Origin of the sequence: Nonomuraea sp. NPDC050733, assembly GCF_040654215.1 — a bacterium.
GTDB lineage: Bacteria > Actinomycetota > Actinomycetes > Streptosporangiales > Streptosporangiaceae > Nonomuraea.
The window spans coordinates 358,764-384,502 of sequence record NZ_JBFAHO010000006.1; the positions used below are offsets into that span (position 1 = coordinate 358,764).

Below are 25,739 nucleotides of genomic sequence, written 5' to 3' on the forward strand. Positions count from 1 at the left end.
GCTCAGCCCTCCAGCCCGATCAGGCCGCCGAGCCGCCCGGTGCCGGTGCCGGCCAGCCGGGTGTCGTCGACGAACATCCCGTCGCGCATCGAGATCAGCCGGTCCGCGGTGGCCGCGACCCGTTCGTCGTGCGTGACGATCACGAGGGTCTGCCCCGCGGAACGCAGGTCCTCGAAGATGCGCAGCACGTCGAGCGTCGCCGCGGTGTCGAGGTTGCCGGTCGGCTCGTCGGCCAGGACGACCAGCGGGTCGTTGGCCAGCGCGCGGGCGACGGCGACCCGCTGACGCTGCCCGCCGGACAGCTGCGACGGCAGATGCCGGGCACGGTCGGCGAGCGCGACCCGTTCCAGCAGCAGGCCCGCGCGCCGCCTGGCCTCGCGCCGCGAGCACCCGGCCAGCAGCAGCGGCAGCTCCACGTTGTCGGCCGCCGACAGCTCCTCCACCAGATGGAACGCCTGGAAGACGAAGCCCACCGACCGGCGCCGCAGCCGCGCCAAGGCCGCTTCGCCCAGGGTGTCGATGCGCTCATCGGCCAGCCACACCTCCCCGCCGGTGGGCCGCTCCAGGCCGCTCAGCAGGTGCAGCAGGGTAGATTTCCCGCAGCCGCTGGGCCCCATCACCGCCAGCGTCTGCCCCTGCGGCACCTCCAGGTCGACGGTGTCGACCGCGCGGACCCGGCTCGGCCCCTGACCATGGTCCTTCACCAGGCCGCGGGCCCGTACCACGCCATGCAACACGTTCATGCACCCTCAGACTGTGTCATCGCCGTCGGACCAGGCTCGCTCGCAGGCCGTGAGCCAGCGCAGGTCGGCCTGCAGCCGCAGCACGACCCCTTCCAGCAGCAGGCCGGCGGCCGACCGGGCCGGCTCGGCCAGCGCCGCCCGCTGCGCCTCACGCAGGTGGCGCAGCAGCTCACGGCGCTGCGCCGCCACCAGCTCGGCCGGGTCGGCGAGCCGGGCCGCGGAGGCGGCGACGAGCTTGAGGTGGAACTCCGCGAGGTCCGGTTTCGGCCAGCCCACCTCGGCCAGCCAGGCGGCCACCCGCTGCTGCCCGGCCGGCGTCAGCGCGTAGACCTTGCGCTCCGGCCGCTCGGGAAGGCCCTCCGCCCGTTCGCAGACCACGAGCCCGGCCTTCTCCAGCCGGGCCAGGGTCACATAGATCTGACCGGGATTCATCGACTCGCCCAGCGGGCCGAGACTCTGCCGCAGCCGAGCGCGCAGGTCATACCCGTGCGACGGCTCTTTGGCGAGCATCGCCAGCACCGCGTCCTGCACTCCAGCCTCCTAGCGCCGAAACCCTCGGCCGTCCATCGGTGAGAGTTCCAGTCTCCCCCGGTACGACGCTGGGAGCTCACGCCACCATGCCCCGGCCGCCGCGGCCCGATGGCGTGACGGCGGTCATCCGTCCGAGGCGGTGACCTCGTCCGTCCCGGCGGGATCCTCGTCGCCGTTCAGGGTCTCGTCACCACCGTTCTCGAACGTGTCGTCAGCCGTGACGGGGTCGTCGTCGCCCGGGTCGTCGGCGAGGCAGGCGTCGTCGACGCAGGCCGGGTCGTCGTCGCCGACGTCGTCGTCGGTGGACGGGTCCGGGGTCGGCTTGGGCGTCGGCTTCTGCACCAGGTCGTGCTGCTCGCCGCCGAAGACGGGCGCCGGGAACGGCTCGACCGGCTTGCCGGTCATCGCGGCCGTCATGAAGTCCCGCCAGATCTTCGTGGGCGTTCCGGCGCCCTGGATGTCGCCCAGGGAGACCTCCTTGGGCAGGGGATGGCCGTTGGCGTCCTTCATGACCTTCTTGGTCTTCGGGTCGATCTGCGGGATCTCCTTGTACATCCCGACGGCCGCGGAGAGCTGCGGGACGTAGCCGACGAACCAGGCTTCCTTGTTCTCGTTGTTGGTGCCGGTCTTGCCGGCGATCGGACGGCCGCCGGGCAGCGAGGTGCCCCTGGCCGTGCCGTACTTGACCACCTGCTGCATCGCGTAGGTGGCGTCGGCGGCGGTGTCCGGGCTGATGACCGTCCTGGGCACGCCGACCTCCTTCATGGCGGTGATCCCCTTGGACGTCTTGACCGAGATCACCACGTGCGCGCCGTGGTGGACGCCGCCGTTGGCGAAGATGCCGTACCCGGTGGCCTGCTCGACCGGAGTGACCAGGCCGGCGCCGATGGACATGCCGTACGCGTGGTCCTCGGCGGCCTGTTCCAGGTTCTTCTGGTCGATCCCGGCGCCCTCGGCGATCCGCTCGACCTCCTTCAGGCCGACCTCCTGCGCCATCGTGGCGAACGCCGTGTTCACCGACTCGGCGGTGGCCCGGTCGATCTGCACGGCCGCGCCCACGTCGTGGGAGTTGCCGATCGGCTTGGTTCCCGGCAGGGTGACCGGGCCCTTGCCGGACACGTAGCTCTTGAGGCTGTAGCCGTTCTGGAGCCAGGCGGCCAGCACGTACGGCTTGAAGGCCGACGCGGCCTGCTTGTGGGCGTCGAAGGCGTTGTTGGTGAAGCTCTTGAGGTAGTCGTGGCCGCTGTAGAACGCGATCACCCGTCCGTTGCGCGGGTCCACGGCGGCCATGTTCGCGCGGATGTGCTTGTCGTTGAGGGTGGCGAGGTTGCTCTCCACCGCCTTCTTCGCGGCCTGCATGAGCTTCTTGTCGAACGTCGTCGTGACGCGGTAGCCGCCGCTGCGCAGGCTCTCCCTGGTGATCCCCCGCTGCTCCAGCTCACGCTGCACGATGTCCACCATGTAGCCGTTGACGCCCTTGAAGGTCTCCTTCTTGTCCGGCTTGGCGAGCTTGGGGAACTTCGCCGTTCTGGGCAGTCGCCCGTACTTGGCGGGGTCGACGATCGCCATCCCGCGGATGGCGTAGGCGAACCGCTCCCGGGTCGGCGCCCAGTTCTTCTCCGCCTCCGTCCGGTCGAAGGTGACCGGGTTCTGGATCCGGCCCGCCAGGTAGGCGGCCTCGACAGGGGTCAGCTTGTCGACGTCCTTGTCGAAGAACGCCTGGGCGGCGGCCTGGATGCCGTTCGCGCCGCGGCCGAAATAGATCGTGTTGAGGTAGTTGGCCAGGATCTGGTCTTTTGACATCTCCTTGCCGGCGCGGATCGCGACGAAGACCTCCTTGACCTTCCGCTGAAGGGTCCGCTCCTGGCTGAGACCGTCGTAGTAGCCCCGCGCCATCTCCTGTGTGATCGTCGAACCGCCCTGGACCTGCTGGCCGGTCACCGTGCTCCACACCGCCCGCATGATGCCGGACACCGAGATGCCCGGGTCCGTGCGGAACGTGCGGTTCTCCACGGCGATGAACGCGTCCTGAACGTGCAGCGGGATCCTGGAGATCGGAACGATCTCCCGCTTGGTGCCGAGCCGGGCGATCTCGGTCTTGCCGTCCCGGTAGTAGATGACGCTGCCCTGCTCGACGGCGTGGTCCTGGGTCTCCACGGGCAGCGGGGTGTTGGCGTAACCCACCATGATCATGCCGAAGAAGCCCGCCACCAGCACCACGCAGCCGAGGGCCACGACTTTCCAGCTGGGGACGAACCGCTTCCAGCCGGTACGGGGAGGGAGCTCGCCGCCCTCGCCCGGCCGCTCACGCCGGCCCCCCGGACCCTCGTCACCCGGTCCGCCGGACCCGCCTGAGCCTCCTCGGCCGCCGCCGGACCCGCCTGAGCCTCCTCCGCCGCCGGGGCCGCCCTGGCCCCGGTCGCCGGATCTCCGTAACCTGTCGCGACCCGGCTCTGGGTGCGGAAACATCGCCTGGGTGCCGTCCAGGGCCGCGGCGCGGCGCCGCCGTCCGCGTGGACTTCGCCCAGCACCGTCCCGGTCTGGCTCGCCCAGCGGGCCAGGACCTTGCCGCAGCCGGGCGCGCGGGTGGTACCCGCGCCCCGGCTCTTCGGCGAGCATCGCCAGCACTGCGTCCCGCACCTCATCCCTCTAACGGTTAGCTATTAGATAGCGGTTATCCATATGGGGTGTCAAAACGCCGCGCGTTGCGATCGACTGGACATGCCCTGCCCTGCCGCCGGCCGGACCGGACGCACTGACAGCACGCGGCATCCCGCGTCAGGGACTGCACTCGGGGCATGCCAGCAGGTCAGGGCGCACGTCACGGTGGCGCTGTGGTTGGCCGGGGGACGAGCCGGCCGTCAGGTGACGGGGCCACCAGCGGGCCGGCTGTCCGTGACGGCCGTCCGGTTGGGGTCCTGGACGTGGTGGGCGGGTCAGCCGGTCAGCTGGGCTTCCAGGCGGTAGCCGTCCACCGTGACGTACACCTGGTCGCCCGGACGGGCGTTCAGGCGCATCAGCACCGGCTGGAGCGAGTCGAAGACCGGCTGGTGGCCCTGCCAGACCAGGACGATGGCGTTGTCGCCCGGCCCCGTCACCGACAGGAGCGTGCCCGGCCGCATGCCGAGCTGCGCCGCGTACCCCTCTGGGACCGGCACCGGGCCGCCGCGCAGGTGCTCGGGCGTGACGTCGATGCGCTGCCAGCGGCGCGGGTCGGACGACGGGCCGGGGATGGGCGGCGGCGGGCTGGACGGCGCGCCCGCGAGGCTCGGCCGCACGGGCGCCCGCCCGCCCGAGAGCGCCGAGAGCGTGGCGAGTGCCGCCGAGGGGTCGATGGAGCCGGTCCCGGCGGTGGGGATCGGCTGGCCGCCGCGGTGGTGGTGGCCGTTGGCGCCGGGCGTGCGGCGGGGGAGCGGCTGCGCCGGCGAGGGCGAGGAGGAGGCCAGGTCGTGCGCCGAGGTCTCCGGGGGCAGCGCTTCGAGCCACGCCTTGGCGGAGTGGGCGCGGATGCCGAGCTCGCCCAGCAGCTCCACGACGTCGGCGTCGGACGGCTGCGACGCGAGGAGCTGCCTCGTACGCGCCTGGAGCCGCTGGATGTCGCCCACGACGAGCCAGCCGTCCTGGAGACGGCGGTCGGGCATGAGGGTGACGAGCACCCGCCACAGCGGCGTACGCAGCGACGGCACGATCACGGGGTGCGCCGGGTCGGCGCCGATGAGCTGCTCCTGGGTGGCGGCGGCGCCGAGCCACTCGGTCAGCCGGAACATGTGGCCCGTCACCGGCGCCGACTCCGACGAGCGCAGCCAGTGCAGGACGCGCTCCTCGGCGGTGCGCTGCGCGTGGGAGAGCGCGTCACGGTCGACGAGCATCTTGTGGGCGAGCGTACGGAGGCTGACCGGGTCCTCGGCGAACAGCCGGTGGACGGCCACGGCCAGCTCCAGCTTGTCCAGCCCGCGGAACAGGCTGTCCACGACCCGGACCATCGCGTGGTCCATGTCCGACGGCACGGGCGAGGGCGGGACCGGGGAGGAGCCGCCGGGCAGGCTGGTGCCGTAGTCGCCCGGGAGAGGGGAGGCGGAGGGCGCCGGGTGCTGACCGTTCGCCTGCGGGCCGGGCGCGACCGGGGAGCCGGGGACGTGGCCGTTCGGGACGTTCGGTCCGGGAGCGCCGCCGGTGCGGGGCAGCGGGCCGGTGTGGGCCGCTCCGGGCTGTGCGCGGAACGCCCCCGTGTCCTGCTGGCCGCCGCCCGGCCGGGCAGGGAAGGCGCCGGTGTCGGACCGGGTCTCGCCGGGCTGGGCCGGGTAGGCGCCGCTGTCGGGGCGCGCCGCGCCGGGCTGGCCGGGGAAGGCGCCCGTGTCGCGCTGCGGCGCGCCCCCCGGCTGGGCCGGGAAGGACCCGGTCTGGCCCGCGCCGGACGGCGAGCCGTTCTGGCCCACGGCCGGGAAGGAGCCGGTCTGATGCGGTTGGGGGCTCGGGCCGGCGGCCGGGAAGGGCCCCGACTGCTGCGGCGCGTCGCCCTGCTGCGAGGGGCCGTCCTGACCCACGGCGGGGAAACCGCCGGTCTGGTGCGGCGGCACGTCCTGCGGCTGCGCCGGGAAGGCGCCGCTCTGCTGGGCGGCCTGCGGCTGCGCGGGGAAGCCCCCGCTCTGCGGGTCGGGCTGCGCCGGAAAGGGTCCCGACTGGTGCGCGGCGGGCTGCACGGGGAACGGGCCGGAAGACGGAGCCGCGCCCTCACCGGGACCACCGGCGGGGCGCGGGACGAACGGCCGGGTGACCTCCGGGTGACCGGCCTGGACGGCGGCGGTCGCACCGGTGGTCCCGGCGGTCGCGCCGGTCTGCGTCACGTCGCGTTGTACGCGGCCGAGCACCTCGCGCAGCACGGAGCCGAGGACGACCTCCGGCGTGGCCGAGGGGGTGGCCAGGTCGGCGGGGGAGAGCCTGCGCAGCCGGTGCCAGCCGCCGAGGCCGGCCACCGCCGTGCGGGTGGCGTCGGACCAGCCCGGCAGCGCCGGGTCCACCCGGTACACCGACAGCGCGGGAAGCAGGTCGGACAGCGGCAGGTGGTCCCAGCGGGCCGCGGCCAGCCGCGCGAGCCGTTCACAGATCCAGTCGAGTCCGGCCGTCGCGAGCGCCCGCGACAGCGACAGGGAGGACCACCAGGCGGCCGGCAGACGCGGATCGCCCAGCGCCTCCGCGACCTGCTGTGGCCTGCTCCAGCGCAGGGCGGGGACCAGGTCGCTCAGGCAGATCGATGACTCGACTTCCATCGGCAGACCTTAACCTCCCCAGAGTGAACCACGTGGCTGGCGATACACCTGTGGCTCATGGTGCAGCTTACGCGGCAAGCTATCAATCGGCGTGAATAGGGTAAAGACGGTTCACTTCCAAACCGTACCGTGGCCGACCGCCCACCAGGGCCACACATTCCGCACCCGCCTGGCACCCGGCCCGCAGAGCAGCCGCTTCGCCGGCGCCTTCGAGGCGCGCTGTGAGATATCCGGCAGCGAAGGCGTCGCCCGCTCCGGTCGTGTCGACGGCGTGGACGCGCACGCCCTCCGCCGCCGCCACGATACGTCCTCCGCTCGCGGCGACAGCTCCCTGGGATCCCAGCTTCACCACCGCCGTGCCGTACCGCTCGCTGAGGATCTCGGCGGCCCGCTCCGGCTCCGGAACGCCGGTCAGCACGAGGGCCTCGTCGCGGTTCGGGATGATCAGGCCGGCCGGTGCCGACTCGCTCAGGAACCGCTCGACGCCGAACTCCCTCAGCGGCCCGGTCGAGGCCGGGTCGACGCTGACCGCGATCCCGGCCGCGGCGGCCCGCTCCATCGCCAGCCGGGCCAGCCGCAGCCCCGGCTCGGTGAAGAACGTGTAGCCCGACAGGTGCAGCAGCGCGACGCCGTCGAGGAAGGCGTCGTCCCAGTCGCCGGGGGAGATCCGGCCGCCGGCGCCGCGGTTGGTGAGCATGGAGCGCTCGCCGGTGGCGTCCACCATCGCGATCACCACGGCCGTCGGGTGGGCCGGGTCCACCTGGGCGTGCGGGCGGACCCCCGCCCTGACCAGCTCGGCGGTGTGCCACTCGCTGCTGTCGTAGCCGAGCCGGGTCAGCAGACGGGTGTCGGCGCCGAGGCGGGCGGCCCAGCAGGCGGTGTTCGCGCCGGAGCCGCCGGGTCGCAGCACGATGTCGGCGGCGGTGTCGGTACCGGGCGCGACGGGGGTGCCGTGCAGGGCCACGACATCGGTCACCACGTCCCCGACCACCAGCAGCGCGCCTCCCGCCTCTCCGCTCCCCGCCTCTCCGTCCCCCGTCCCGGACTCGGCGGGCGGGTGCGTCGCGGGTGAGGTGCGCGGCGGGGCCGCTTCGGTCACGGCCGGGACCAGGCGAGCGCGACGCGCGCCGCGAGGGCGGTGTTGCCGCGGACGGCGGCCAGGTTGGCCTCCAGGGAGGCGCCGCCGGTGCCGCGCACCAGGTACCCCAGCAGGAACGGCGTGATCGCCTGCCCGGTGACGCCGTCGCGGGCGGCCGCCTCCAGGGCCTCGGCCAGGACCCGGTCGTGCAGCTCGGGGTCGAGCTGCTGCTCCACCGGCACCGGGTTGGCGAGGATGAGCGCGCTCTCCTGCCCGCCGAAGGCGTCCTGGGCGCGCATCACGGCCGCCACGTCCTCGGGCGTCTCGACCCGCCACTCGACCGGCAGGCCGGAGGAGTGCAGGTAGAAGCCCGGGAACGAGTCGGTCCGGTAGCCGGCCACGCTGACGCCGCGGGTCTCCAGCCGCTGGAGCGTGGCCGGCACGTCGAGGATGGACTTGACGCCGGCGCACACCACGGTGATGCGGGTCGCGGCGAGGGTGCCGAGGTCGGCCGACTCGTCCTGGTCCTCGGTCCAGCCGCGGTGGACGCCGCCGAGCCCGCCGGTGGCGAACACGCGGATGCCCGCCCGCGCCGCCAGGAACGACGTCGCCGAGACGGTCGTCGCGCCGCTCGCCTTCAGCGCCGCGGCCATCGGCAGGTCGCGCTGGCCGAGCTTGCGCAGCCCCGGCTCCGAGGCGACGCGCTCCAGCTCGGCCTCGGTCAGGCCGGCGCGGGCGACACCGTCCAGCACCGCGATCGTGGCCGGCACGGCGCCCGCCTCGCGGACGATCCCCTCCAGCTCCCGGGCGACCTCCAGGTTGCGCGGCTGCGGCAGGCCGTGGGAGATGATCGTGGACTCCAGGGCCACGACGGGCGCGCCGGTGGACAGGGCCTCGGCGACCTCGTCGGACGGCTGGAGAAGGGGGTCGGCGGCGGTGCGCATGTGGGTGCGGTGCTCCTTCGGATGGTCGGCCTGACACAGGGAAACGTGGACTTTAGTGCATTTGGGGGGTTTGCGGTGAATTGGGGGCGCGCGTCCCCTCGCGACTCGCCCCGCCCCAGCTTACGGGCCTCCTCGCCACACCCGTCGGCGCCGGCTCCGCACGCCGGCCGGCTGTCCGGACGGGAGCCGGAGCCTTAGGGTGCCGGTATGGGGAAATATGACGTCGTGGTGGCGGGCGGTGGGCACAACGGTCTGGTCGCCGCCGCCTACCTCGCGCGTGCCGGGCGGCGGGTGCTCGTCCTCGAACGGCTCGACCACGCCGGCGGTCTGGCCATCTCCGCCCGCGCCTTCCCCGGCGTGGACGTGCGGCTGTCGCGCTACTCCTACCTGGTCAGCCTGCTCCCCACCGCGATCGTCCGGGACCTGGGCCTCGACCTGGAGCTGCGCCGCCGCCGTTACGCCTCCTACACCCCCAAGGGCGAGACCGGGCTGCTCGTCGACAACGAGGACGCCGCCCGTACCGAGGAGTCGTTCCGGCGCGTCACCGGCGGGGAGGCCGACCACAAGGCGTGGCGCGACTTCTACGCCATGGCCGGGCGGACCGCCCGCGTCCTCGCGCCCACGCTCCTCGAACCCCTGCGGACGCCCGCCGAGATCGAGCGGCTGGTCGGCCCCGAGGCGTGGCGCGACCTGTTCGAGCGGCCCGTCGGCCAGGCGGTGGACGAGCGGTTCGGCGACGACACCGTGCGCGGCGTGGTGCTGACCGACGCCCTCATCGGCACGTTCGCCGACCCGGCCACGGACCTGGCGGCCAACCGATGCTTCCTCTACCACGTCATCGGCGACGGCACCGGCGAGTGGAACGTCCCGGTCGGCGGCATGGGAGCCGTGTCCGGGGCCATCGAGGCGGCGGCCAGGCGGGCCGGCGCGGAGATCAGGACCGGCGCCGAGGTCGTCGGCATCGCGCCGTCCGGGGAGGTGACCTTCCGCGCGGAGGACGGCGAGCACACCGTGACCGGCGGCCACGTGCTGGTCAACCTGCCCCCCGCCGTCCTCGACCGCGTGCTCGGCCGGCCCGCGACCGTGCCCGAGGGAGCCCAGCTCAAGGTCAACATGGTGCTGTCGCGGCTGCCCCGGCTCCGGGACGTGTCGGTGGACCCCCGGGCGGCCTTCAGCGGCACCTTCCACATCAACGAGAGCCGCGACCAGCTCGCCGCGGCCCACGCGCAGGCGTCGCGCGGCGAGATCCCGGAGGTGCCGCCCGCCGAGGTGTACTGCCACTCGCTCACCGACCCGTCCATCCTCGGGCCGGAGCTGCGGGGCAGGGCCGAGACGATGACGCTGTTCGGCCTGCACATGCCGGCGCGGCTGTTCCGGGCGGACCCGGAGGGGGCGCGGGCGGCGGCGCTGCGGGCCACGTTCGCCTCGCTCGACCGGGTGCTGGCCGAGCCGATCGAGGACTGCCTGCTGCGCGGCCCGGACGGCACGCCCTGCGTCGAGGTCAGGACGCCCGTGGACCTGGAGACCGAGGCGGGGCTGCCCGGCGGCCACATCTTCCACCGCGACCTGACGTGGCCGTACGCGGAGGACGGGGAAGAGGGCGGGGGATGGGGCGTGCGGACCGAGCACGAGCGGATCCTGCTGTGCGGCGCGGGCGCCCGCCGGGGCGGCGGGGTCAGCGGCATACCGGGACACAACGCCGCGATGGCCCTGCTCACCGCCTGATCATTCTCATCGAAGATGGCCGGGCCGTTCATAGGGTTCTCATGATGTGCCCCTAGTTTGTGAGGCATGACTGAGCCCGCACGGTTGCTGGTGGTGGACGACGAGCCCGCGTTGCGTGAGGCGTTGCAGTCGAGCCTGGAGTTCGAGGGCTACCGGGTCGTCACCGCCAACGACGGCCAGGCCGCGCTGGACGAGCTGGTCCGCGAGCCGTACGACGCCGTGCTGCTCGACGTGATGATGCCGCGCCTCGACGGGCTGACCGCGTGCCGCCGGCTGCGCGGCGCGGGCAACCACGTGCCGGTGCTCATGCTGACCGCCCGCGACGCCGTGGGCGACCGGGTGTCCGGCCTGGACGCGGGCGCCGACGACTACCTGGTCAAGCCGTTCGAGCTGGACGAGCTGCTGGCGCGCGTCCGCGCGCTGCTGCGGCGCGGCGCCCTGCGCGCCGGCACGCCGGAGAACTCCCTGACGTACGGCGACCTGCGCATGGACCCGGCGACGAGGGAGGTCACGCGCGGCGACCGGCCGCTCGACCTGACCAGGACCGAGTACCTCCTCATGGAGCTGTTCCTGACGCACCCGCGTCAGGTGCTGACGCGCGAGCAGATCCTGGGCGAGGTGTGGGGGTTCGACTTCGAGCCGACCTCGAACTCGCTCGACGTCTACATCATGTACCTGCGCCGTAAGACCGAGGCCGGCGGCGAGCCGCGGGTGATCCACACCGTGCGCGGGGTGGGGTACGTCCTGCGGGTGACGACATGAGGCGCTTCGGCAGCCTGCGCTCGCGGCTGACGCTGCTGGTCACGGTCGCGGTGGCGCTGGCCATCGCCATGGCGTCCGCGATGTCGTGGTTCGTGGCCGAGCAGCAGATGCTCCGCACGCTCGACCAGACGATCCTGGAGCCCGAGAAGCCCGGGGACCAGCGATGGCTGCAGGACAACTGCCGGCCTGAGGGCACCGACGGTCACTTCGCCGAGACCGTGACCCTCCTGCTGTCCGACAACACCACCTGCTCCGTGGGCACGCCCATCAAGTCCACCGAGGAGGACCTGGCTCTGGTCGCTCACCCCGGTGCGCCGGTCTTCCGGAACGGCCGGACCGCCGACGGGCGCAGCGTGCGCGTGGTGACCACGAACTTCGCGCCGGGCGTCGCCGTCCTGGAGTCGCGGCCGCTCAACCATCTCGACAGCTCCCTGCGGCGGATGGCGCTCGGCCTCGCCGGTCTCACGGCGGTCGGCGCGCTGGCGGCCGCCTGGGCCGGTCTGGCGATCTCCAGGGCCGCCCTGGCCCCCGTGGGCCGCCTGACCAAGGCCGTCGAGCACATCGCGCAGACGCAGGACCTCAGCACCCGCATCCCCGTCCAGGGCACCGACGAGATCGCCCGGCTCGGCTCGTCCTTCAACGCCATGACGACCGCCCTGGCCGGCTCGCGGGACCGGCAGCGCCAGCTCGTCGCCGACGCCGGCCACGAGCTGCGCACCCCGCTCACCACCCTGCGCACCAACATCGACCTGCTGCTGCGCAGTGAGCAGACCGGCCGCAGCCTCGAACCGGGCGCCAAGCAACGCCTGCTCGTCAATGTCAAGGCGCAGTTCGCCGAGCTGTCCACGCTGGTCGGGGACCTGCTCCAACTGGCCCGCGGCGACACCGACCACGAGCCGCACGCCGAGCTGGGCCTGCACGACGTCGTGCGGGCCGCCGTCGAGCGGGCGCGGCTGCGCGGCGCCGAGGTCAGCACCGACCTCGGCGAGTGGTACGTCTTCGGCGGCGCGGCCTCGCTGGAACGTGCCGTGCTCAACCTCATCGACAACGCGGCGAAGTTCGGCCCCGGCCAGGTGGACGTGGTCCTGCACGACGGCACGCTGACCGTCCGCGACCACGGGCCCGGCATCCCCGAGGAGGAGCTGCCGCACGTCTTCGACCGGTTCTGGCGCTCGCCGTCGGCCCGCGCCCTGCCCGGCTCGGGGCTGGGGCTCGCGATCGTGGCCCAGTCCGTCGCCGAATCGGGTGGCCGCGTGCGCCTTGACAACGCCCCGGGCGGCGGAGTCATGGCCACAGTTGAGATTCCTGGGAAATCTCAGCCCGCGCTCAGATAGGCATAAGTACCTTCAAAGACGGATGTTTTGCACTATTACCATGCAGACATCAGTCAGGACTCGACTCGTCGAGGTGGTCGTCCCGGTCTACAACGAGCAGCGGGCGTTGCGCGAGAGCGTCGCCCGGCTGCACGGCTACCTGACCCGCACCTTCCCCTACGGCTTCCGCATCACGATCGCCGACAACGCCAGCACCGACGACACCTGGCACGAGGCCCGGCGACTGGCCGCCGAGCTGCCCGGCGTGCGAGCCGTCCACCTCGACGCCAAGGGTCGCGGCCGGGCGCTGCGCCACGTGTGGTCCGGCAGCGACGCCGACGTCGTCAGCTACATGGACGTCGACCTGTCCACCGACCTGGACGCGTTCCTGCCCCTCGTCGCCCCTCTCCTGTCGGGCCACAGCGACCTCGCGATCGGCACCCGGCTCTCGCGCGGGTCGAACGTGGTGCGCGGGCCCAGGCGGGAGTTCATCTCCCGGGCGTACAACCTGTTGCTGCGCTCCCTGATGGGGGCGCGCTTCTCCGACGCCCAGTGCGGCTTCAAGGCGGTGCGCACCGAGGTGGCGCAGGCGCTGCTGCCCGCCGTCGAGGACGAGCAGTGGTTCTTCGACACCGAGCTGCTGCTGCTCGCCGAGCGGCACGGCCTGCGCATCCACGAGGTGCCCGTCGACTGGGTGGACGACCCCGACAGCCGCGTCGACGTCGTCCGGACCGCCCTGGACGACCTGCGCGGCATGGCCAGGGTCGCCCGCAGGACGCTGTCCGGCGCCGCCCGTCTCCCCGTCCCCGCCCGCGTGCGCCAGGCCGAGCTGCCGCGCGGCATGGCCCGCCAGCTTCCCCGCTTCGCCGTCGTGGGCGCGTTCAGCACGCTCGCCTACCTCCTGCTCTTCTCCGGCCTGCGCCAGGCCGTCCCGGTCTTCACGGCGAACGCCGTCGCCCTGCTCGTCACCGCCGTGGCCAACACCGCCGCCAACCGCCGCTTCACCTTCGGCGTCACAGGCTCGTCCGGGGTGCTGCGCCAGCAGTTCGAGGGGCTCGTCGCGTTCCTCGTCGGCCTGGCCCTCACCACGGGGAGCCTCGCGCTGCTGCCCGGCGACGTCTCCCACGGCGTCGAGCTGGTCACCGTGATCGTGGCCAACGCGCTGGCCACCCTCGCGCGGTTCCTGCTGCTGCGCGTGTGGGTCTTCAACCCCCGGAGAAGGAACGCCGCCTGATGACGACCACCACCATGAGCCGCTCCGCCCGCCGTCGCATCTCCTGGAGCGCCGCCGACGACGCCCCCCGCTGGTCGCGCCCCGCGCTGTGGGCCGTGCTCGCCGCCGCCTTCGTCCTGTACGCGTGGGCGCTCAGCGGCTACGCCAACGAGTACTACTCCGCCGCCATCCTGTCCGGCACCAAGAGCTGGAAGGCGTTCTTCTTCGGCGCCATCGACGCGGGCTCGTACATCACCGTCGACAAGCCGCCGCTGGCGCTGTGGGTGATGGGGCTGTCGGCCCGGGTGTTCGGCTTCGGCACGTGGAGCATGCTGCTGCCGCAGGCCGTCGCCGGCGTGGCCGCCGTCGCGCTGGTCCACTCCGCCGTCCTGCGGGCCTACGGGGGCGCCCGGCAGGGGCACGTGGCCGCCCTCGTCGCGGCCGTCGTCATGACGCTCACGCCCATCACGGTGGCCATCAACCGGGACAACAACCCCGACACCATCCTCGTGCTGCTGCTCGTGCTGGCCGCGTGGTTCTGCCTGGAGTCGCTGCGCACCGGCCGGCTGCGGTCGCTGCTGCTGTGCGCGCTGTTCGTGGGGCTCGCCTTCAACGCCAAGATGCTCCAGGCGTACCTCGTGGTGCCCGCGTTCGCGCTCGCGTACCTGGTGTGCGCCCGCGGCGCGGTGGCGCGGCGGATCGGGCGCCTGCTCGCGGCCGGGGCCGTGCTGGTGGTCTCCAGCGCCTGGTGGATGGTGATCGTCGACCTGTGGCCGGCCGGCTCCCGCCCGTACATCGGCGGATCGACCGACAACTCCGTCCGGGACCTCGTCATCGGCTACAACGGCCTCGGGCGGATCTTCGGCCAGGGCGCCGGGAACGGCGGGTTCGGCGGCGGTGGCGGCGCGTCGTTCGGCGGCGAGTCTGGGGCCGGGCGGCTGTTCAACGAGATCATGGCCGGGCAGATCTCCTGGCTGCTGCCGTTCTGCGCCCTCGCCCTGGCGCTCGCGGCGCTGTCCCGCTGGACCTCCCGTCGCGCCGGCGTTGAGGGGGCGGCCGGCGCGGAGGGGAGCGGCAACGCCGAAGGGGCCGGCAACGCCGGAGGGACGTCCGGAGCGGCGTGGCTCGTCTGGGGCGGCTGGCTGGTCGTCCACTTCGCGGTGTTCAGCTTCTCCAGCGGCACCTTCCACCCGTACTACACCACCGCCATGGCCCCGGCCGTCGCCGCGATCACCGGCATGGGCGGCGTGCTCATGTGGCAGTCGTACCGCCGGTCGCGGACCTGGGCCTGGGTGCTGCCGCTGGCGGTCGCCGTCACGGGCGGCTGGTCGTTCACGGTGCTGCGCCGCTCGCCCGACTTCGTGCCGTGGCTGGCGTGGGCCGTGCTCGCCGCGACCGTCCTCGCCGTCGCCGGGCTGGCGCTGGCCGGGCTCGTCCTCGCGGGGCGCGGGCGCGTGGCCGCCAGGGTCGCCGCGGGCGCGCTGCTCGCCACCCTGGTCGCCGGGCTGGCCGGCCCCGCCGCGTACGCCGTCAGCCCGCTCCGGTCGCAGGTGAACGGCAGCAACCCGACCGCCGGCCCCTCGACGGGCGGCATGGGCTTCGGCCGCGGCCCCATGGGCGGGATGCGTCCCGGCGGCCTGCCGCCCGGAGTGCCCGGGGAGTACGGCTCGTTCGGCGAAGGCCGGTTCCCGCAGGGCGGACAGCCGCCGCAGGACGGCCAGGACCAGTCGGCGCAGGACGGGCGGGCCGGGCGGACGGCCGGCGGCCCCGGCGGCGGCGTCGGCGACGCGACGGTCACGTACCTCCTCGCCCACCAGGGCCGGGCCGAGTGGCTGGTGGCCGTCGGCAGCGCCCAGCAGGCGTCGTCGATCATCCTGTCCACGGGCCGGCCCGTCATCGCGATGGGCGGCTTCACCGGCAGCGACCCGGCCATGACCGTCGACCGCCTCAAGGAGCTCGTCTCCTCCGGCAGGCTCCGGTACGTGCTCGGCGGCGGCGACCGCGGCGGCCCCGGCCGGGGCGACACCGAGGTCACCACGTGGGTCCAGCAGCACTGCACGGCCGTGGACGGCCAGGACGGCCTCTACGACTGCTCCGCCGCGGCGTCCTGACGGATAGGCTGGCCCGGTGCGGAGTACGTCCCGGGCCGATCAGGCTGACCAGCGCAGGGCCGAGCTGCTGGAGGCCACGCGCAAGGTGGTGCTGGAGCGCGGTCTGGCCCACACCCGGATCGCCGACATCGCCAAGTCGATCAACGTCAGCGGCGGCCTCATCCACTACCATTTCGCCACCAAGGACGAGCTGATCACCGCCATGCTCCGGGCCACCCTCGACATCGAGAGCGCCAAGCTCGACGAGCTGGTCGCGGGCCCGGGCTCGGCGGCGGAGCGCCTGGACCGGGTGCTGCGTTACTACATCCCGGAGTCGCCGTCCGACCAGAGCTGGCTGCTCTGGATCGACGCGTGGAACACCGCGCTGCGCGAGTCGGCCGTCAACGAGATCATGCTGGAGCTGGAGACGGCCTGGCTCGACGCGCTGGCCCGGGTGCTGTCCGACGGCACGGACGCGGGGGAGTTCGCCTGCGAGGACCCCGCGGGCGCGGCCGAGCGGATCGACGCCATGCTCGACGGGCTCATCATCCGCTACACGCTCCACCCCGACGTGCTGAGCCGGGGGCGGCTGCTGGCCCACGCCCGCACGGCCGCGGCCCGCGAGGCCGGCATCCCGGTGACGTCCTTCCCCGGCTGACGCCCCCGCGCTGACGGCTCCGGCGCTGACGGCTCAGCGAGCAGACTCAGGCGGGCAGACTCAAGCGGGCAGGCTCAGGCGGGCAGACTCAAGCGGGCAGGGCGGCGAGCAGGAACGCGAGGCGGGCGGCGGCGGACTCGACGTCCTGCGCGGTGCCGAGCCGGTAGCCCCACGACGTGACGAAGCTGCCGTCGTCGGAGCAGGTCACGGTCTCCGCCAGCGTGGTGGAGAAGCGGTTGCGCACCGACACGTACGCGGGATCGCTGGCCAGGGAGAGGCTCTGGATCGCCAGATCCGCGTGACGGCCCGCGTACCACGCGAACCGCTCGAGGCTGAGCGCGGTATCAAGCATCATGCGTCACCTCCGCAACGTCTCCCGCGACAGAATTGCACGATCTTGTGCGGGCGGGCAAGCAATTGCGAGGATTAATGCGACGGTTGTTTCCGGTATCCATCGAGAACGCGGATGATGACGTCCCTGCCGTCCTCGTCGAAGGCCGCCGCCCCGGCGAAGTCCTCGAACGCGCGGACGTAGAAGGCGATGTCGTCGGGGTCGCGCAGCACGAGATCCTTGGTCAGGGTGGCCACCCCCACCATGGCGTCGTTGTAGATCCAGAATCCGTTGATCGGCGCGGCCGGCAGCTCCGCGTCGTAGGGGATGACCCCGAACTCGACATTCGGCAGGGTGCTGACCGCGAGCAGCCGGTCGAGCTGGCCCCGCATGACGTCGAGGGGGGCCAGCCGGGTGTGCAGCGCCGACTCGGGCAGCACGAAGCGGAACGTCCGGGCGCGGTCGTAGAGGATCTCCTGCCGCTGCATCCGCACCCGGACCGCCGCGTCGATCTGGTCAGGGGCGCTGTAGAGACGCTTGACCTTGCTGAACACGTGCCGGGAGTACTCCGCCGTCTGCAGCAGGCCGACCACGATGTTCGGCTCGAAGACCCGGAAGAGCCGGGTGCGGGCCTCCAGGTCGCGGATGTCCTCCTGGATGGCGGCCAGGCCGCTGCGGTGCCGCTGCCGCCAGTCGTCGTGCCGCTCCAGCAGCGCGATCGCCTGCCTGATCAGGTCGTCCGTCGTCTCGGCACCGGCCTGTACGGCCTGCGCCCACACCACGACGTCGTCCTCGGTGGCCGTCTGCCTGGCGTTCTCCAGGCGGGAGACCTTCGACGGCTGCCAGCGCAGCCGCTCGGCGAGGTCCTTGCCCGACAGGTGGGCGGCCTCGCGCAAGTGCCGGAGCTGGCTGCCGAGGTCGATCCGCGCCTGCTGAAAGGACGTCACGCCGCAAGAGGCTAGACGGGCCGGGGTGGATCATGCCAGAGGCAGTGGCGCAATCGTGACCAAGCAGTAGCGGAAGGTGGCGAAACGGCCGAGGCGTCCCGGGGTTACGGGTCCTGGAGCACGCGGCGGGCGATCTCGGTGATCAGCTCGCGGGGAATCTCCACCGCGTCCTCGCCGTCGAGCACGTCGCGCAGGTCCGCGAGGGCTTCGGGGTCGGTGAGCCTGAGCCCCTGGACCACGATGGTGCCGCGGTCGGTCTCGTACAGGGTCGGGCAGGCGCCCGCCTCCGACGTCGAGCCGAGGAACCGCATGCGCATGGCTGGTCCTTCCCCCTGGACGGACGACTGCAATTGCGCGCAATTGTACGGCCCGCCGGGACATATGTGATCGTTTTTGGAAAAATGGTCATATTCATCCCAGGGCCTGCATGAACGGGAGGAACTGGCGGGTCCGGTCGCCCGGCAGGTCGCCGTCCCTGACCATGAGCGACACCTGCCAGGGCCGGCCCATCCCATGGGCCACGGCCCAGCCGACCAGCTCCTCCTGGGCCAGGTCGAGGTCCATGCGCACCTCGCCCCCGGCGTCGAGGGCCAGGTCCCCGATCAGCGCCTGGGCGGTCGCCAGATCCCGGGCCACGACGGGGCCGATGACCACGTTGGAATCGTTGCGCCAGCAATGACCGAAACCCCCGTCGGCGATCCGCACCCGCAGCCCGAACCCGAACATGCGGCGCAGCAGCGAGGACCGGTCCGTGCCGAAGACCTCCGCGTCGAGCGCCAGGATCGCGCCGAGGTCGTCCTCGGTGGCCGGGCGCGTCACCCCGGACGGGCGGCCCTCGAACACGCCGGTGTGCTTGGCGACCCGGCCCACGGTGCGGAAGCCGAGCTTCTCGTACAGCGGGCGGCCCTGCTCGGTGGCGTGCAGGGAGACGGTCCGGTCGCCGGCCTGCTCCAGCGCGTGCTTCATCAGCCTCCTGGCCAGGCCCTGGCGGGAGTGGCGGGCGGCGGTGAGGACCATGCTGATCACGGCGTGGTCGTGGCCGTAGCGGGTGAGGACGTTCGCGGCCGCCAGCCCGTCGCCGTCGGGCGCGTCGATGCCGTGGACCTCGCCGACCTCCAACAGCAGCGACCACTTGTGGCGTTCGGGCTCCCACTGGCGGTCGATCGCCAGGCGGGTGCAGGCGTCCAGATCGGCCAAAGTCAGGCGGCGTATCCTCATCACGCCCGGCATCCTTCCGTATCCGGAAGAGTCCGCTCAAACCCTTTCGTAGTGCTCTATCCCCTTCAACCTGATGGGGCTGGTGGAGTATAAGGGGATGGAGTGTGCCGTGGCGGTTGATGTGGGTGGGACGACCCGCGAGGGCGGCCTCATCAGCCGCGACGGCACGCTGCCGGCCGGGATCAGGGGAGCAGCTCTTCGGGGACGTCCACCAGCCGGGCGCGCAGCTCCTCGCCGAGGGCCTTGGCCTGCGGGTCCATGCGCGGGCTGGCGGCCACGCCGCGGCCGAGGAGGCCGTGGACGACGAAGTTCAGGGCGTTGAGGTTGGGGAAGGCGTAGCGGTCGATCCGGTGGGGGGCCAGGTCTGGCAGGAGCTCCTTCAGCCGGTCCGTGGTGAGGGTGGCGGCCAGCCAGGCGTACCGCTCGGCCGTGGTGACCCAGACGCCCAGGTTCGCGTTGCCGCCCTTGTCGCCCGAGCGCGCGCCCATGATGCGCCCCAGGGGGACACGCCGGCCGGCGGGCAGCCGGTGAGGGATCACCGGGGCGGGGCCCTCCAGGTCGTCCACGGGGCCGCTCCGAGGGGTGGCGGTGGCGCGTTCCTCCGGCTCCGGCGGGAGGAGCCGGCCGTTGAGATGCACGGCCGGCCGGACGTCGGCGGCCGGCACCAGGACCGGCCAGTAGATCCCGTACGGCGTGGCGTCGCCCGGAGGCGTCAGGGCGTGGAAGCCCGGGTAGCCGGCCAGGCCCGTCTCCACCACGGCCGAGGAGAAGGCCCGGCCCGCCCTGCGCCGGTCCGCGTCCATGACGGTGATCCGCAGCAGCCCCCGGTCCGTGAGCGTGACGTCCACCTGGTCGAACGACTCCCGCGGCACCCGCGCCCAGATCGCCTCCTCCGCGACCCGCGCCTTGGCCTCGACGTCCAGGCCCGTCAGGACGAGCGTCATCGTGTTGCGGTAGCCGGCCGGGACGGTCACCGCGACCTTGAGCGTGTCCGGCGGCGGCTCGCCGCACACGCCCGAGATCCGGACGCGGTCCGGCCCCTCCTGCGACAGCGTGACGGTGTCGAAGCGCGCCACCACGTCCGGCCCGGGGTAGCGGGGCCCGGCGATCTCGTACACGAGCTGCGCCGTGACCGTGCCCACCGAGACGAGCCCGCCCGTGCCGGGGTGCTTGGTGATGACCGACGACCCGTCGGCGTGCAGCTCGGCGATCGGGAAGCCGCAGTGCGCGAGGTCCGGCACCTCCTGGAAGAACGCGTAGTTGCCGCCCGTGGCCTGGCAGCCGCACTCGATGACGTGTCCCGCGACCACGGAGCCGGCCAGCGCGTCCAGGTCGTCCGGGCCCCAGCCGTACCGCCAGATGCCGGGGCCCGTCACCAGGGCCGCGTCGGTGACGCGGCCGGTCACCACGACGTCCGCGCCCGCCGCGAGCGCCCTGGCGATCGGCCGGCCGCCGAGGTAGACGTTGGCGGTGAGCGGCGTGGCGTCGAGCCGCTCACCGGTGTCGGCGTTGACGAGGTCGAGCGGCCGGCCGGTCAGGTCGTCCCCCGTGACGTACGCGACGTCGGGGGACAGGCCGAGCCGGGCGGCCAGCTCGTGGACGGCCTCGGCGCAGCCCGCGGGGTCGAGCCCGCCCGCGTTGGCGACGATCCTGACGCCGCGGTCCAGGCACGGGCCCAGCACGTCCTCCAGCTGCCTCAGGAACGTCGGCGCGTAGCCGGGGCGGCCCTTGAGGCGGTTGCCGGCCAGGATGAGCATGGTCAGCTCGGCCAGCCAGTCGCCGGTCAGCACGTCGACGGGCCCGCCCTCGACCATCTCCCGCGCGGCCGACAGCCGGTCGCCGTAGAAGCCGCTGCAGTTGGCGACGCGCAGCGCCATCACGCCTCCGGCTTGCCCGGGACCCACGAGGGCGGGCGCTTCGCCATGAACGCGGCGATCCCCTCCTGCCCCTCCTGCGAGGTGAAGCGCTGCGCCGACAGCGCCGTCATCCGCCGCAGCCCCTCCTCGAACGGCATCGCCGGCACCTCCCGCACCAGCCGCTTGGTGATCGCCAGCGCCTCCGGCCCGCCCCTGACGAGCATGTCCGCGTAGTGCGCCACCGCCGCGTCGAGCTCCTCCGCCGGCACGGCCTTCGACAGCAGCCCCATCTCCACGGCCCTGGCGGCGTCGAACACCTCGCCGGTCATCAGGTACTCGGCCGCCGCCCTCGGCTGCAGCCTGCGCAGCACCGGTACGGAGATCATCGCGGGCACCACGCCGAGCCGTACCTCGGTGAACGCGAACGACGCCGTCAGCGGCGCCACCGCGAAGTCGCAGGCGGCCACCAGGCCCAGCCCGCCGGCCCGCGCGGTGCCGTTGAGCCGGCAGACGACCGGCTTCGGGCTCTCCCAGATGAGCGCCAGGACCTCCGGGAACGACGCCGTCACCGGAGCGTCGGCGGCGGCGGAGGAGGGCTCGATCCGCTGCTCCTTCAGGTCGGCGCCGGAGCAGAACACCGGGCCGGTGCCGGTCAGCACGATGACCCGCGCCTCCGGCTCGGCCAGCGCCCAGGTCAGCCGTTCCTCCAGGTCGCCGAGCAGCCGCACGGACAGCGCGTTGCGGTTCGGCGGCGAGTCGAGCGTGATCGTCGCCACGCCGCCGGCGAGCTCCCTGTGGACCAGGCGCGTCATGTGTTCTCCTCGTCGATGATCGCCAGCACCGCCCCGGCCTCGACCTGTCCGCCCTTCGCCACGCGCAGGGCGGACACGGTCCCGGTGGCGGGCGCGGTGATCCGATGCTCCATCTTCATCGCTTCCAGCACCAGGACGGGCTGCCCCTTGTCCACGCGCTGCCCTTCCTTGACCTCCACCCGGAGAACGGCCCCCGGCATGGGCGCGAGCAGCGAGCCGGGCACGGCCCGCTCGACCGGCTCCGGCAGGCGCGGAACGGGGGTCAGCTCGGCGTGCGTGGCGGGCGAGTCGACGTAGACCTTGCCGCCGTGGCACGCCACCCGGAACGCCTGCCGTACGCCGCCGTCCTCCAGCACGACCCGGTCCGGCTCGGCGGAGACCAGGACGACGCCGTCCGGGAGCGGGTCGTAGACCGCCTCGGCCTCCTCGAAGCGGGCGGCGCGCGGCTGCGAGCGGACGTTGCGCCAGCCGCCGGGCAGGCTCGCGAGGACGCGCGCGTCGCGGCGGTTGGCGGCGGCGCCGGCCAGCGCGGCGGCGAGCACGGCCAGCGGCGGCGGCTGCGGCGGTCCGGGCGGCAGGAGCGCGTCGCGGTGCTCGTCCAGGAAGCCGATGTGCGTCTCGCCGGCGCGGAACGCCGGATGGTCCAGGACGGCGACCAGCAGGTCCCGGTTGGTGGTGACGCCGTGCAGCCGGGCGCGCCGCAGCGCCGCCGCCAGCCTCCTGACCGCCTCGCCGCGCGTGGCCCCGTGCGCGACCACCTTGGCCAGCATCGCGTCGTAGTACGGCGGCACCACGGAGCCCGACTCCACCCCGGAGTCCACCCGGACCCCGACCGGGATCTCGAAGCGCCACAGGGTGCCGGTCTGCGGCAGGTGGTCGCGGTCCTCGGCGTACAGGCGGGCCTCCACGGCGTGACCGCGCGGCCGTGGCGGCTCCGCCGGCAGCGCCGCGCCCTCGGCGACCTCCAGTTGCAGCCGCACCAGGTCCACCCCGTACACCAGCTCGGTCACCGGGTGCTCGACCTGGAGGCGGGTGTTCATCTCCAGGAACGCCACCCGCTCGCCCCTGACCAGGAACTCCACGGTGCCCGCGCCGACGTAGCCGATCGCGCGGGCGGCGCGGACGGCCGCGTCGCGCAGCGTCTCCCGCGTCGCGTCGCCGACGCCGGGCGACGGGCACTCCTCGATCACCTTCTGGTGGCGGCGCTGGATGCTGCACTCGCGCTCGCCGAGCGTCCACACGGTCCCGTGGGCGTCGGCGAGGATCTGCACCTCGACGTGCCGGGCGCCCTCCAGCAGCGGCTCCGCGAACACCGTGCCGTCGCCGAACGCCGCCTCGGCCTCCCGCCGCGCCGACGCGGCCTGCGCGGCGAGGTCGGCGGGGGAGCGCACGACGCGCATCCCGCGCCCGCCGCCGCCCGCCGACGCCTTCACCAGCAGCGGGTACTCCTGAAGCGGCGGGTACTCCACATCCGGCGTGTCGTCCGGAGCGGGCAGGGCGATCGACGGCAGGACCGGGACGCCCGCCTCCGCCATCAGCCGCTTGGCCGTGACCTTCGACCCCATCGCGGCGACCGCCTCCGGCGGCGGCCCCACCCACACGAGGCCCGCTTCCAGCACGGCCCGCGCGAAGTCCGCACTCTCCGACAGGAACCCGTACCCGGGGTGGACCGCGTCGGCCCCCGCCGCCCGGCACGCCGCCACGATCCGCTCGATCGCCAGGTACGTGTCCGCGGGCCGCGTGCCCGGCAGCCGTACCGCGAAGTCGGCCTCGGCCACGTGCGGCGCGGAGGCGTCGGCGTCGGAGAACACAGCGACGGTCTCGATCCCCAGCGCGCGGCAGGTCCGGAACACCCGGCGCGCGATCTCTCCCCGGTTGGCCACCAGCAGGCGCGTGATCACGGCCGGAACACTCCGTATCCCGCCGCCTCGGGCACCGGCGCGCTGTTGACGGCCGACAGGCACAGCCCCAGCACGGTCCGGGTGTCGCGCGGGTCGATCACCCCGTCGTCGTACAGCCGCCCGGACAGGAAGAACGGCAGCGACTCCGCCTCCACCTGCGCCTCCACCATGGCCCGCATCGCCGCGTCGGCCTCCTCGTCGTACACCTGCCCGCGCGCCTGCGCCGAGGCGCGGCCGACGATCGACAGCACCCCGGCGAGCTGCGCCGGACCCATGACCGCGGACTTGGCGCTGGGCCAGGCGAACAGGAACCTCGGCTCGTACGCCCGGCCGCACATGCCGTAGTTCCCGGCCCCGTACGAGGCGCCCATGACCACGGTCAGGTGCGGCACGGTCGAGTTGGACACCGCGTTGATCATCATGGCGCCGTGCTTGATGATGCCGCCCTGCTCGTACTCCTTGCCGACCATGTAGCCCGTGGTGTTCTGCAGGAACAGCAGCGGCGTGCGGGTCTGGTCGGCGAGCTGGATGAACTGGGTGGCCTTCTGCGCCTCCTCGCTGAACAGCACGCCGCGCGCGTTGGCCAGGATGCCGAGAGGGTAGCCGTGCAGCCGCGCCCACCCGGTCACCAGCGACGACCCGTACAGCGGCTTGAACTCCTCGAACTCGCTGCCGTCCACGATCCGGGCGATCACCTCGCGCGGGTCGAACGGGACGCGCAGGTCGTCCGGCACGATCCCGAGCAGCTCCTCGGCGGGGTGTGCGGGCTCGCGCACGGGCAGTGGCGCCGTGCCGAGCTTGCGCCAGCCGAGCGAGCGGACGATCCGCCGTCCGATGCGCAGCGCGTCGTGCTCGTCGGCGGCGAGGTGGTCGGCCAGGCCGCTGACGCGGGCGTGCATCTCGGCGCCGCCGAGCGACTCGTCGTCGGACTCCTCGCCGGTCGCCATCTTCACCAGCGGCGGCCCGCCGAGGAACACCTTCGCCCGTCCGCGGACCATCACCACGTAGTCGCTCATCCCGGGCACGTAGGCGCCGCCGGCGGTGGAGTTGCCGAAGACGAGCGCGATCGTCGGGATTCCCGCGGCCGACAGCCGCGTCAGGTCGCGGAACACCTGCCCGCCCGGGATGAAGATCTCCTTCTGCGTCGGCAGGTCCGCGCCGCCGCTCTCCACGAGATTGACGTACGGCAGGCGGTTGCGCAGGGCGATGTCGGAGGCGCGCAGCGTCTTCCTGAGCGTCCACGGGTTGGAGGCGCCGCCGCGGACCGTCGGGTCGCTGGCGCAGACCACGCACTCGACGCCCTCGATCACCCCGATCCCCGTCACCACGCTCGCGCCCACCGGGAAGTCGCTGCCCCAGGCGGCCAGCGGCGACAGCTCCAGGAACGGGGAGTCGGGGTCGAGCAGCAACTCGATCCGCTCGCGGGCGAGCAGCTTGCCGCGCCGGCGGTGCCGCTCGCGGTACTTCTCGCCGCCGCCCGCGACCGCCTTGGCGTGCTCGGCGTCCAGCTCGGCCAGCTTGGCCAGCATCGCCGCGCGCCGCCGCGCGTGCTCGGGGTCGGCGGGGTCGATCCTGCTCGTGATCACGTGTTCTCCCCTGAAGTCGACGCCGGCGTCAACCCGATGGCCCTGGCCCACAGCCTCGTCAGCAGGTCCACGGCCGCGCGCTCGTCGGCGGGCTCGCCCAGGTCGAGCCAGACGCGCGCGAAGTGCTCGACCATGCCGCCCAGCATGATCGCGGTGAGCCGCGGGTCGAGCGACGGGTCGGCCAGCCCCTGCTCCTGGAGGCGGCGCAGCCCGTCGGCGCCGCGCCGCACGAACACCTCCCGCAGCTCCAGCAGCAGCTCGCGCAGGCCCTCCTCGGCCGCGGCCTGCTCCAGCATCCGCACCAGCCGGGGGTTGGCCGACCAGGCACGCAGGTAGAGCCGGTTGGCCGCCTCGATGCGCGCGTACGGGTCGCCGGGCGCCGCCGGGCCCACCACGCTGGCCGCGAACATCTCGCCCACCACGGCGCCGGCCACCTCACGGAAGAGGTCCTCCTTGGAGCCGAAGTACGTGTAGAAGGTGCCGTGCGAGACGCCGGCCCTGGCGCACACGTCGTCGACGCGCACGGCCTCGTACCCGTGCTCGTCGAACGCCTCGCGGCCGGCCCGCACCAGCGCGGCCCTGGTGCGCAGGCCCCGGGCCGTCAGCGTCCCGGACCTGACGATCACGTCAACAGCGTAACCCCGGCCACCGGAAGGGGGAAGGCCCGCCCGCGACGACCCTCGCGGGGGGGCCGGCCCTCAAAAGCCCCGGGGGGGGGGGGCCGGAGGCCCCCTGGGGCCACCCCGCCATACCGCGCACCCACG

21 protein-coding genes are annotated in these 25,739 nt (G+C 73.4%); 6 read left to right on the forward strand and 15 right to left on the reverse strand.

Features of this window, described 5'->3' with window-relative positions; translation table 11 throughout:
• Positions 1 to 2 precede the first annotated feature (2 nt).
• The 6 genes from AB0H64_RS15065 to AB0H64_RS15090 all read right to left on the reverse strand — a co-directional run bounded on the left by AB0H64_RS15065 (position 3) and on the right by AB0H64_RS15090 (position 8,563).
• Entirely contained in the window at positions 3 to 743 is a 741-nt protein-coding gene (locus AB0H64_RS15065; RefSeq protein ID WP_357624033.1) for an ABC transporter ATP-binding protein, read from the reverse strand.
• Positions 744 to 749: 6 nt separating this feature from the next.
• A complete protein-coding gene (locus tag AB0H64_RS15070; protein WP_357624034.1) occupies positions 750 to 1,274 on the reverse strand; it encodes a PadR family transcriptional regulator in 525 nt (174 codons plus the stop codon).
• Positions 1,275 to 1,397: 123 nt separating this feature from the next.
• Positions 1,398 to 3,509: a transglycosylase domain-containing protein gene (locus AB0H64_RS15075; RefSeq protein ID WP_357624036.1), complete on the reverse strand. Its 2,112-nt coding sequence runs from the start codon at positions 3,507 to 3,509 to the stop codon at positions 1,398 to 1,400.
• 701 nt (positions 3,510 to 4,210) lie between these two features.
• Positions 4,211 to 6,541, reverse strand: coding sequence for a hypothetical protein (locus AB0H64_RS15080; protein ID WP_357624038.1), 2,331 nt, complete (start codon positions 6,539 to 6,541; stop codon positions 4,211 to 4,213).
• 82 nt (positions 6,542 to 6,623) lie between these two features.
• Positions 6,624 to 7,640 carry a sugar kinase gene (locus tag AB0H64_RS15085; protein ID WP_357624039.1) on the reverse strand — a complete coding sequence of 339 codons (1,017 nt, stop codon included), beginning with the start codon at positions 7,638 to 7,640 and terminating at the stop codon, positions 6,624 to 6,626.
• Complete coding sequence (locus AB0H64_RS15090) at positions 7,637 to 8,563, reverse strand: pseudouridine-5'-phosphate glycosidase (RefSeq protein WP_357624041.1); 927 nt, start codon at positions 8,561 to 8,563, stop codon at positions 7,637 to 7,639. Before AB0H64_RS15090 ends, AB0H64_RS15085 begins: the two co-directional genes overlap by 4 nt.
• 207 nt (positions 8,564 to 8,770) lie before the next feature.
• On the opposite strand from AB0H64_RS15090, the gene AB0H64_RS15095 reads away from it, so the two are divergent.
• The 6 genes from AB0H64_RS15095 (at position 8,771) to AB0H64_RS15120 (ending at position 16,324) form a co-directional block, all read left to right on the forward strand.
• On the forward strand, positions 8,771 to 10,288 hold the full coding sequence (locus AB0H64_RS15095) for an NAD(P)/FAD-dependent oxidoreductase (protein WP_357624042.1): 1,518 nt from the start codon (positions 8,771 to 8,773) through the stop codon (positions 10,286 to 10,288).
• A gap of 66 nt (positions 10,289 to 10,354) precedes the next feature.
• Positions 10,355 to 11,050 carry a response regulator transcription factor gene (locus AB0H64_RS15100; protein WP_357624043.1) on the forward strand — a complete coding sequence of 232 codons (696 nt, stop codon included), beginning with the start codon at positions 10,355 to 10,357 and terminating at the stop codon, positions 11,048 to 11,050.
• Positions 11,047 to 12,384, forward strand: coding sequence for a HAMP domain-containing sensor histidine kinase (locus AB0H64_RS15105; RefSeq protein ID WP_357624044.1), 1,338 nt, complete (start codon positions 11,047 to 11,049; stop codon positions 12,382 to 12,384). The genes AB0H64_RS15100 and AB0H64_RS15105 overlap by 4 nt, the downstream gene beginning before the upstream one ends.
• A 40-nt stretch (positions 12,385 to 12,424) precedes the next feature.
• Positions 12,425 to 13,597, forward strand: coding sequence for a bifunctional glycosyltransferase family 2/GtrA family protein (locus AB0H64_RS15110; protein WP_357624045.1), 1,173 nt, complete (start codon positions 12,425 to 12,427; stop codon positions 13,595 to 13,597).
• Positions 13,597 to 15,687, forward strand: coding sequence for a glycosyltransferase family 39 protein (locus AB0H64_RS15115; protein WP_357624047.1), 2,091 nt, complete (start codon positions 13,597 to 13,599; stop codon positions 15,685 to 15,687). The genes AB0H64_RS15110 and AB0H64_RS15115 overlap by 1 nt, the downstream gene beginning before the upstream one ends.
• A gap of 16 nt (positions 15,688 to 15,703) precedes the next feature.
• A complete protein-coding gene (locus AB0H64_RS15120; RefSeq protein ID WP_357624048.1) occupies positions 15,704 to 16,324 on the forward strand; it encodes a TetR/AcrR family transcriptional regulator in 621 nt (206 codons plus the stop codon).
• A gap of 88 nt (positions 16,325 to 16,412) precedes the next feature.
• Here the strand turns inward: AB0H64_RS15120 and AB0H64_RS15125 are convergent, their stop codons facing one another.
• From AB0H64_RS15125 to AB0H64_RS15165, 9 genes are all read right to left on the reverse strand, one after another.
• On the reverse strand, positions 16,413 to 16,679 hold the full coding sequence (locus AB0H64_RS15125) for a hypothetical protein (protein ID WP_357624050.1): 267 nt from the start codon (positions 16,677 to 16,679) through the stop codon (positions 16,413 to 16,415).
• A 71-nt stretch (positions 16,680 to 16,750) separates the two neighbouring features.
• Positions 16,751 to 17,602, reverse strand: coding sequence for a helix-turn-helix transcriptional regulator (locus tag AB0H64_RS15130; protein WP_357624051.1), 852 nt, complete (start codon positions 17,600 to 17,602; stop codon positions 16,751 to 16,753).
• 104 nt (positions 17,603 to 17,706) lie between these two features.
• The gene (locus tag AB0H64_RS15135) at positions 17,707 to 17,919 is read right to left on the reverse strand and encodes a hypothetical protein (RefSeq protein ID WP_357624053.1); all 213 of its coding nucleotides are present in this window, start codon (positions 17,917 to 17,919) and stop codon (positions 17,707 to 17,709) included.
• A gap of 94 nt (positions 17,920 to 18,013) precedes the next feature.
• Positions 18,014 to 18,820, reverse strand: coding sequence for a GNAT family N-acetyltransferase (locus AB0H64_RS15140; RefSeq protein WP_357624079.1), 807 nt, complete (start codon positions 18,818 to 18,820; stop codon positions 18,014 to 18,016).
• Between the two features lie 182 nt (positions 18,821 to 19,002).
• Positions 19,003 to 20,697, reverse strand: coding sequence for an acyclic terpene utilization AtuA family protein (locus tag AB0H64_RS15145; protein ID WP_357624055.1), 1,695 nt, complete (start codon positions 20,695 to 20,697; stop codon positions 19,003 to 19,005).
• Positions 20,697 to 21,488 (reverse strand): enoyl-CoA hydratase-related protein, encoded by a 792-nt coding sequence (locus AB0H64_RS15150; RefSeq protein ID WP_357624056.1) that lies wholly within the window; start codon positions 21,486 to 21,488, stop codon positions 20,697 to 20,699. Before AB0H64_RS15150 ends, AB0H64_RS15145 begins: the two co-directional genes overlap by 1 nt.
• Positions 21,485 to 23,389: a biotin carboxylase N-terminal domain-containing protein gene (locus AB0H64_RS15155; protein WP_357624058.1), complete on the reverse strand. Its 1,905-nt coding sequence runs from the start codon at positions 23,387 to 23,389 to the stop codon at positions 21,485 to 21,487. The genes AB0H64_RS15150 and AB0H64_RS15155 overlap by 4 nt, the downstream gene beginning before the upstream one ends.
• A complete protein-coding gene (locus AB0H64_RS15160) occupies positions 23,386 to 24,918 on the reverse strand; it encodes a carboxyl transferase domain-containing protein (protein WP_357624081.1) in 1,533 nt (510 codons plus the stop codon). The genes AB0H64_RS15155 and AB0H64_RS15160 overlap by 4 nt, the downstream gene beginning before the upstream one ends.
• Positions 24,919 to 24,971: 53 nt before the next feature.
• Positions 24,972 to 25,601 (reverse strand): TetR/AcrR family transcriptional regulator, encoded by a 630-nt coding sequence (locus tag AB0H64_RS15165; RefSeq protein WP_357624060.1) that lies wholly within the window; start codon positions 25,599 to 25,601, stop codon positions 24,972 to 24,974.
• Positions 25,602 to 25,739: the final 138 nt, after the last annotated feature.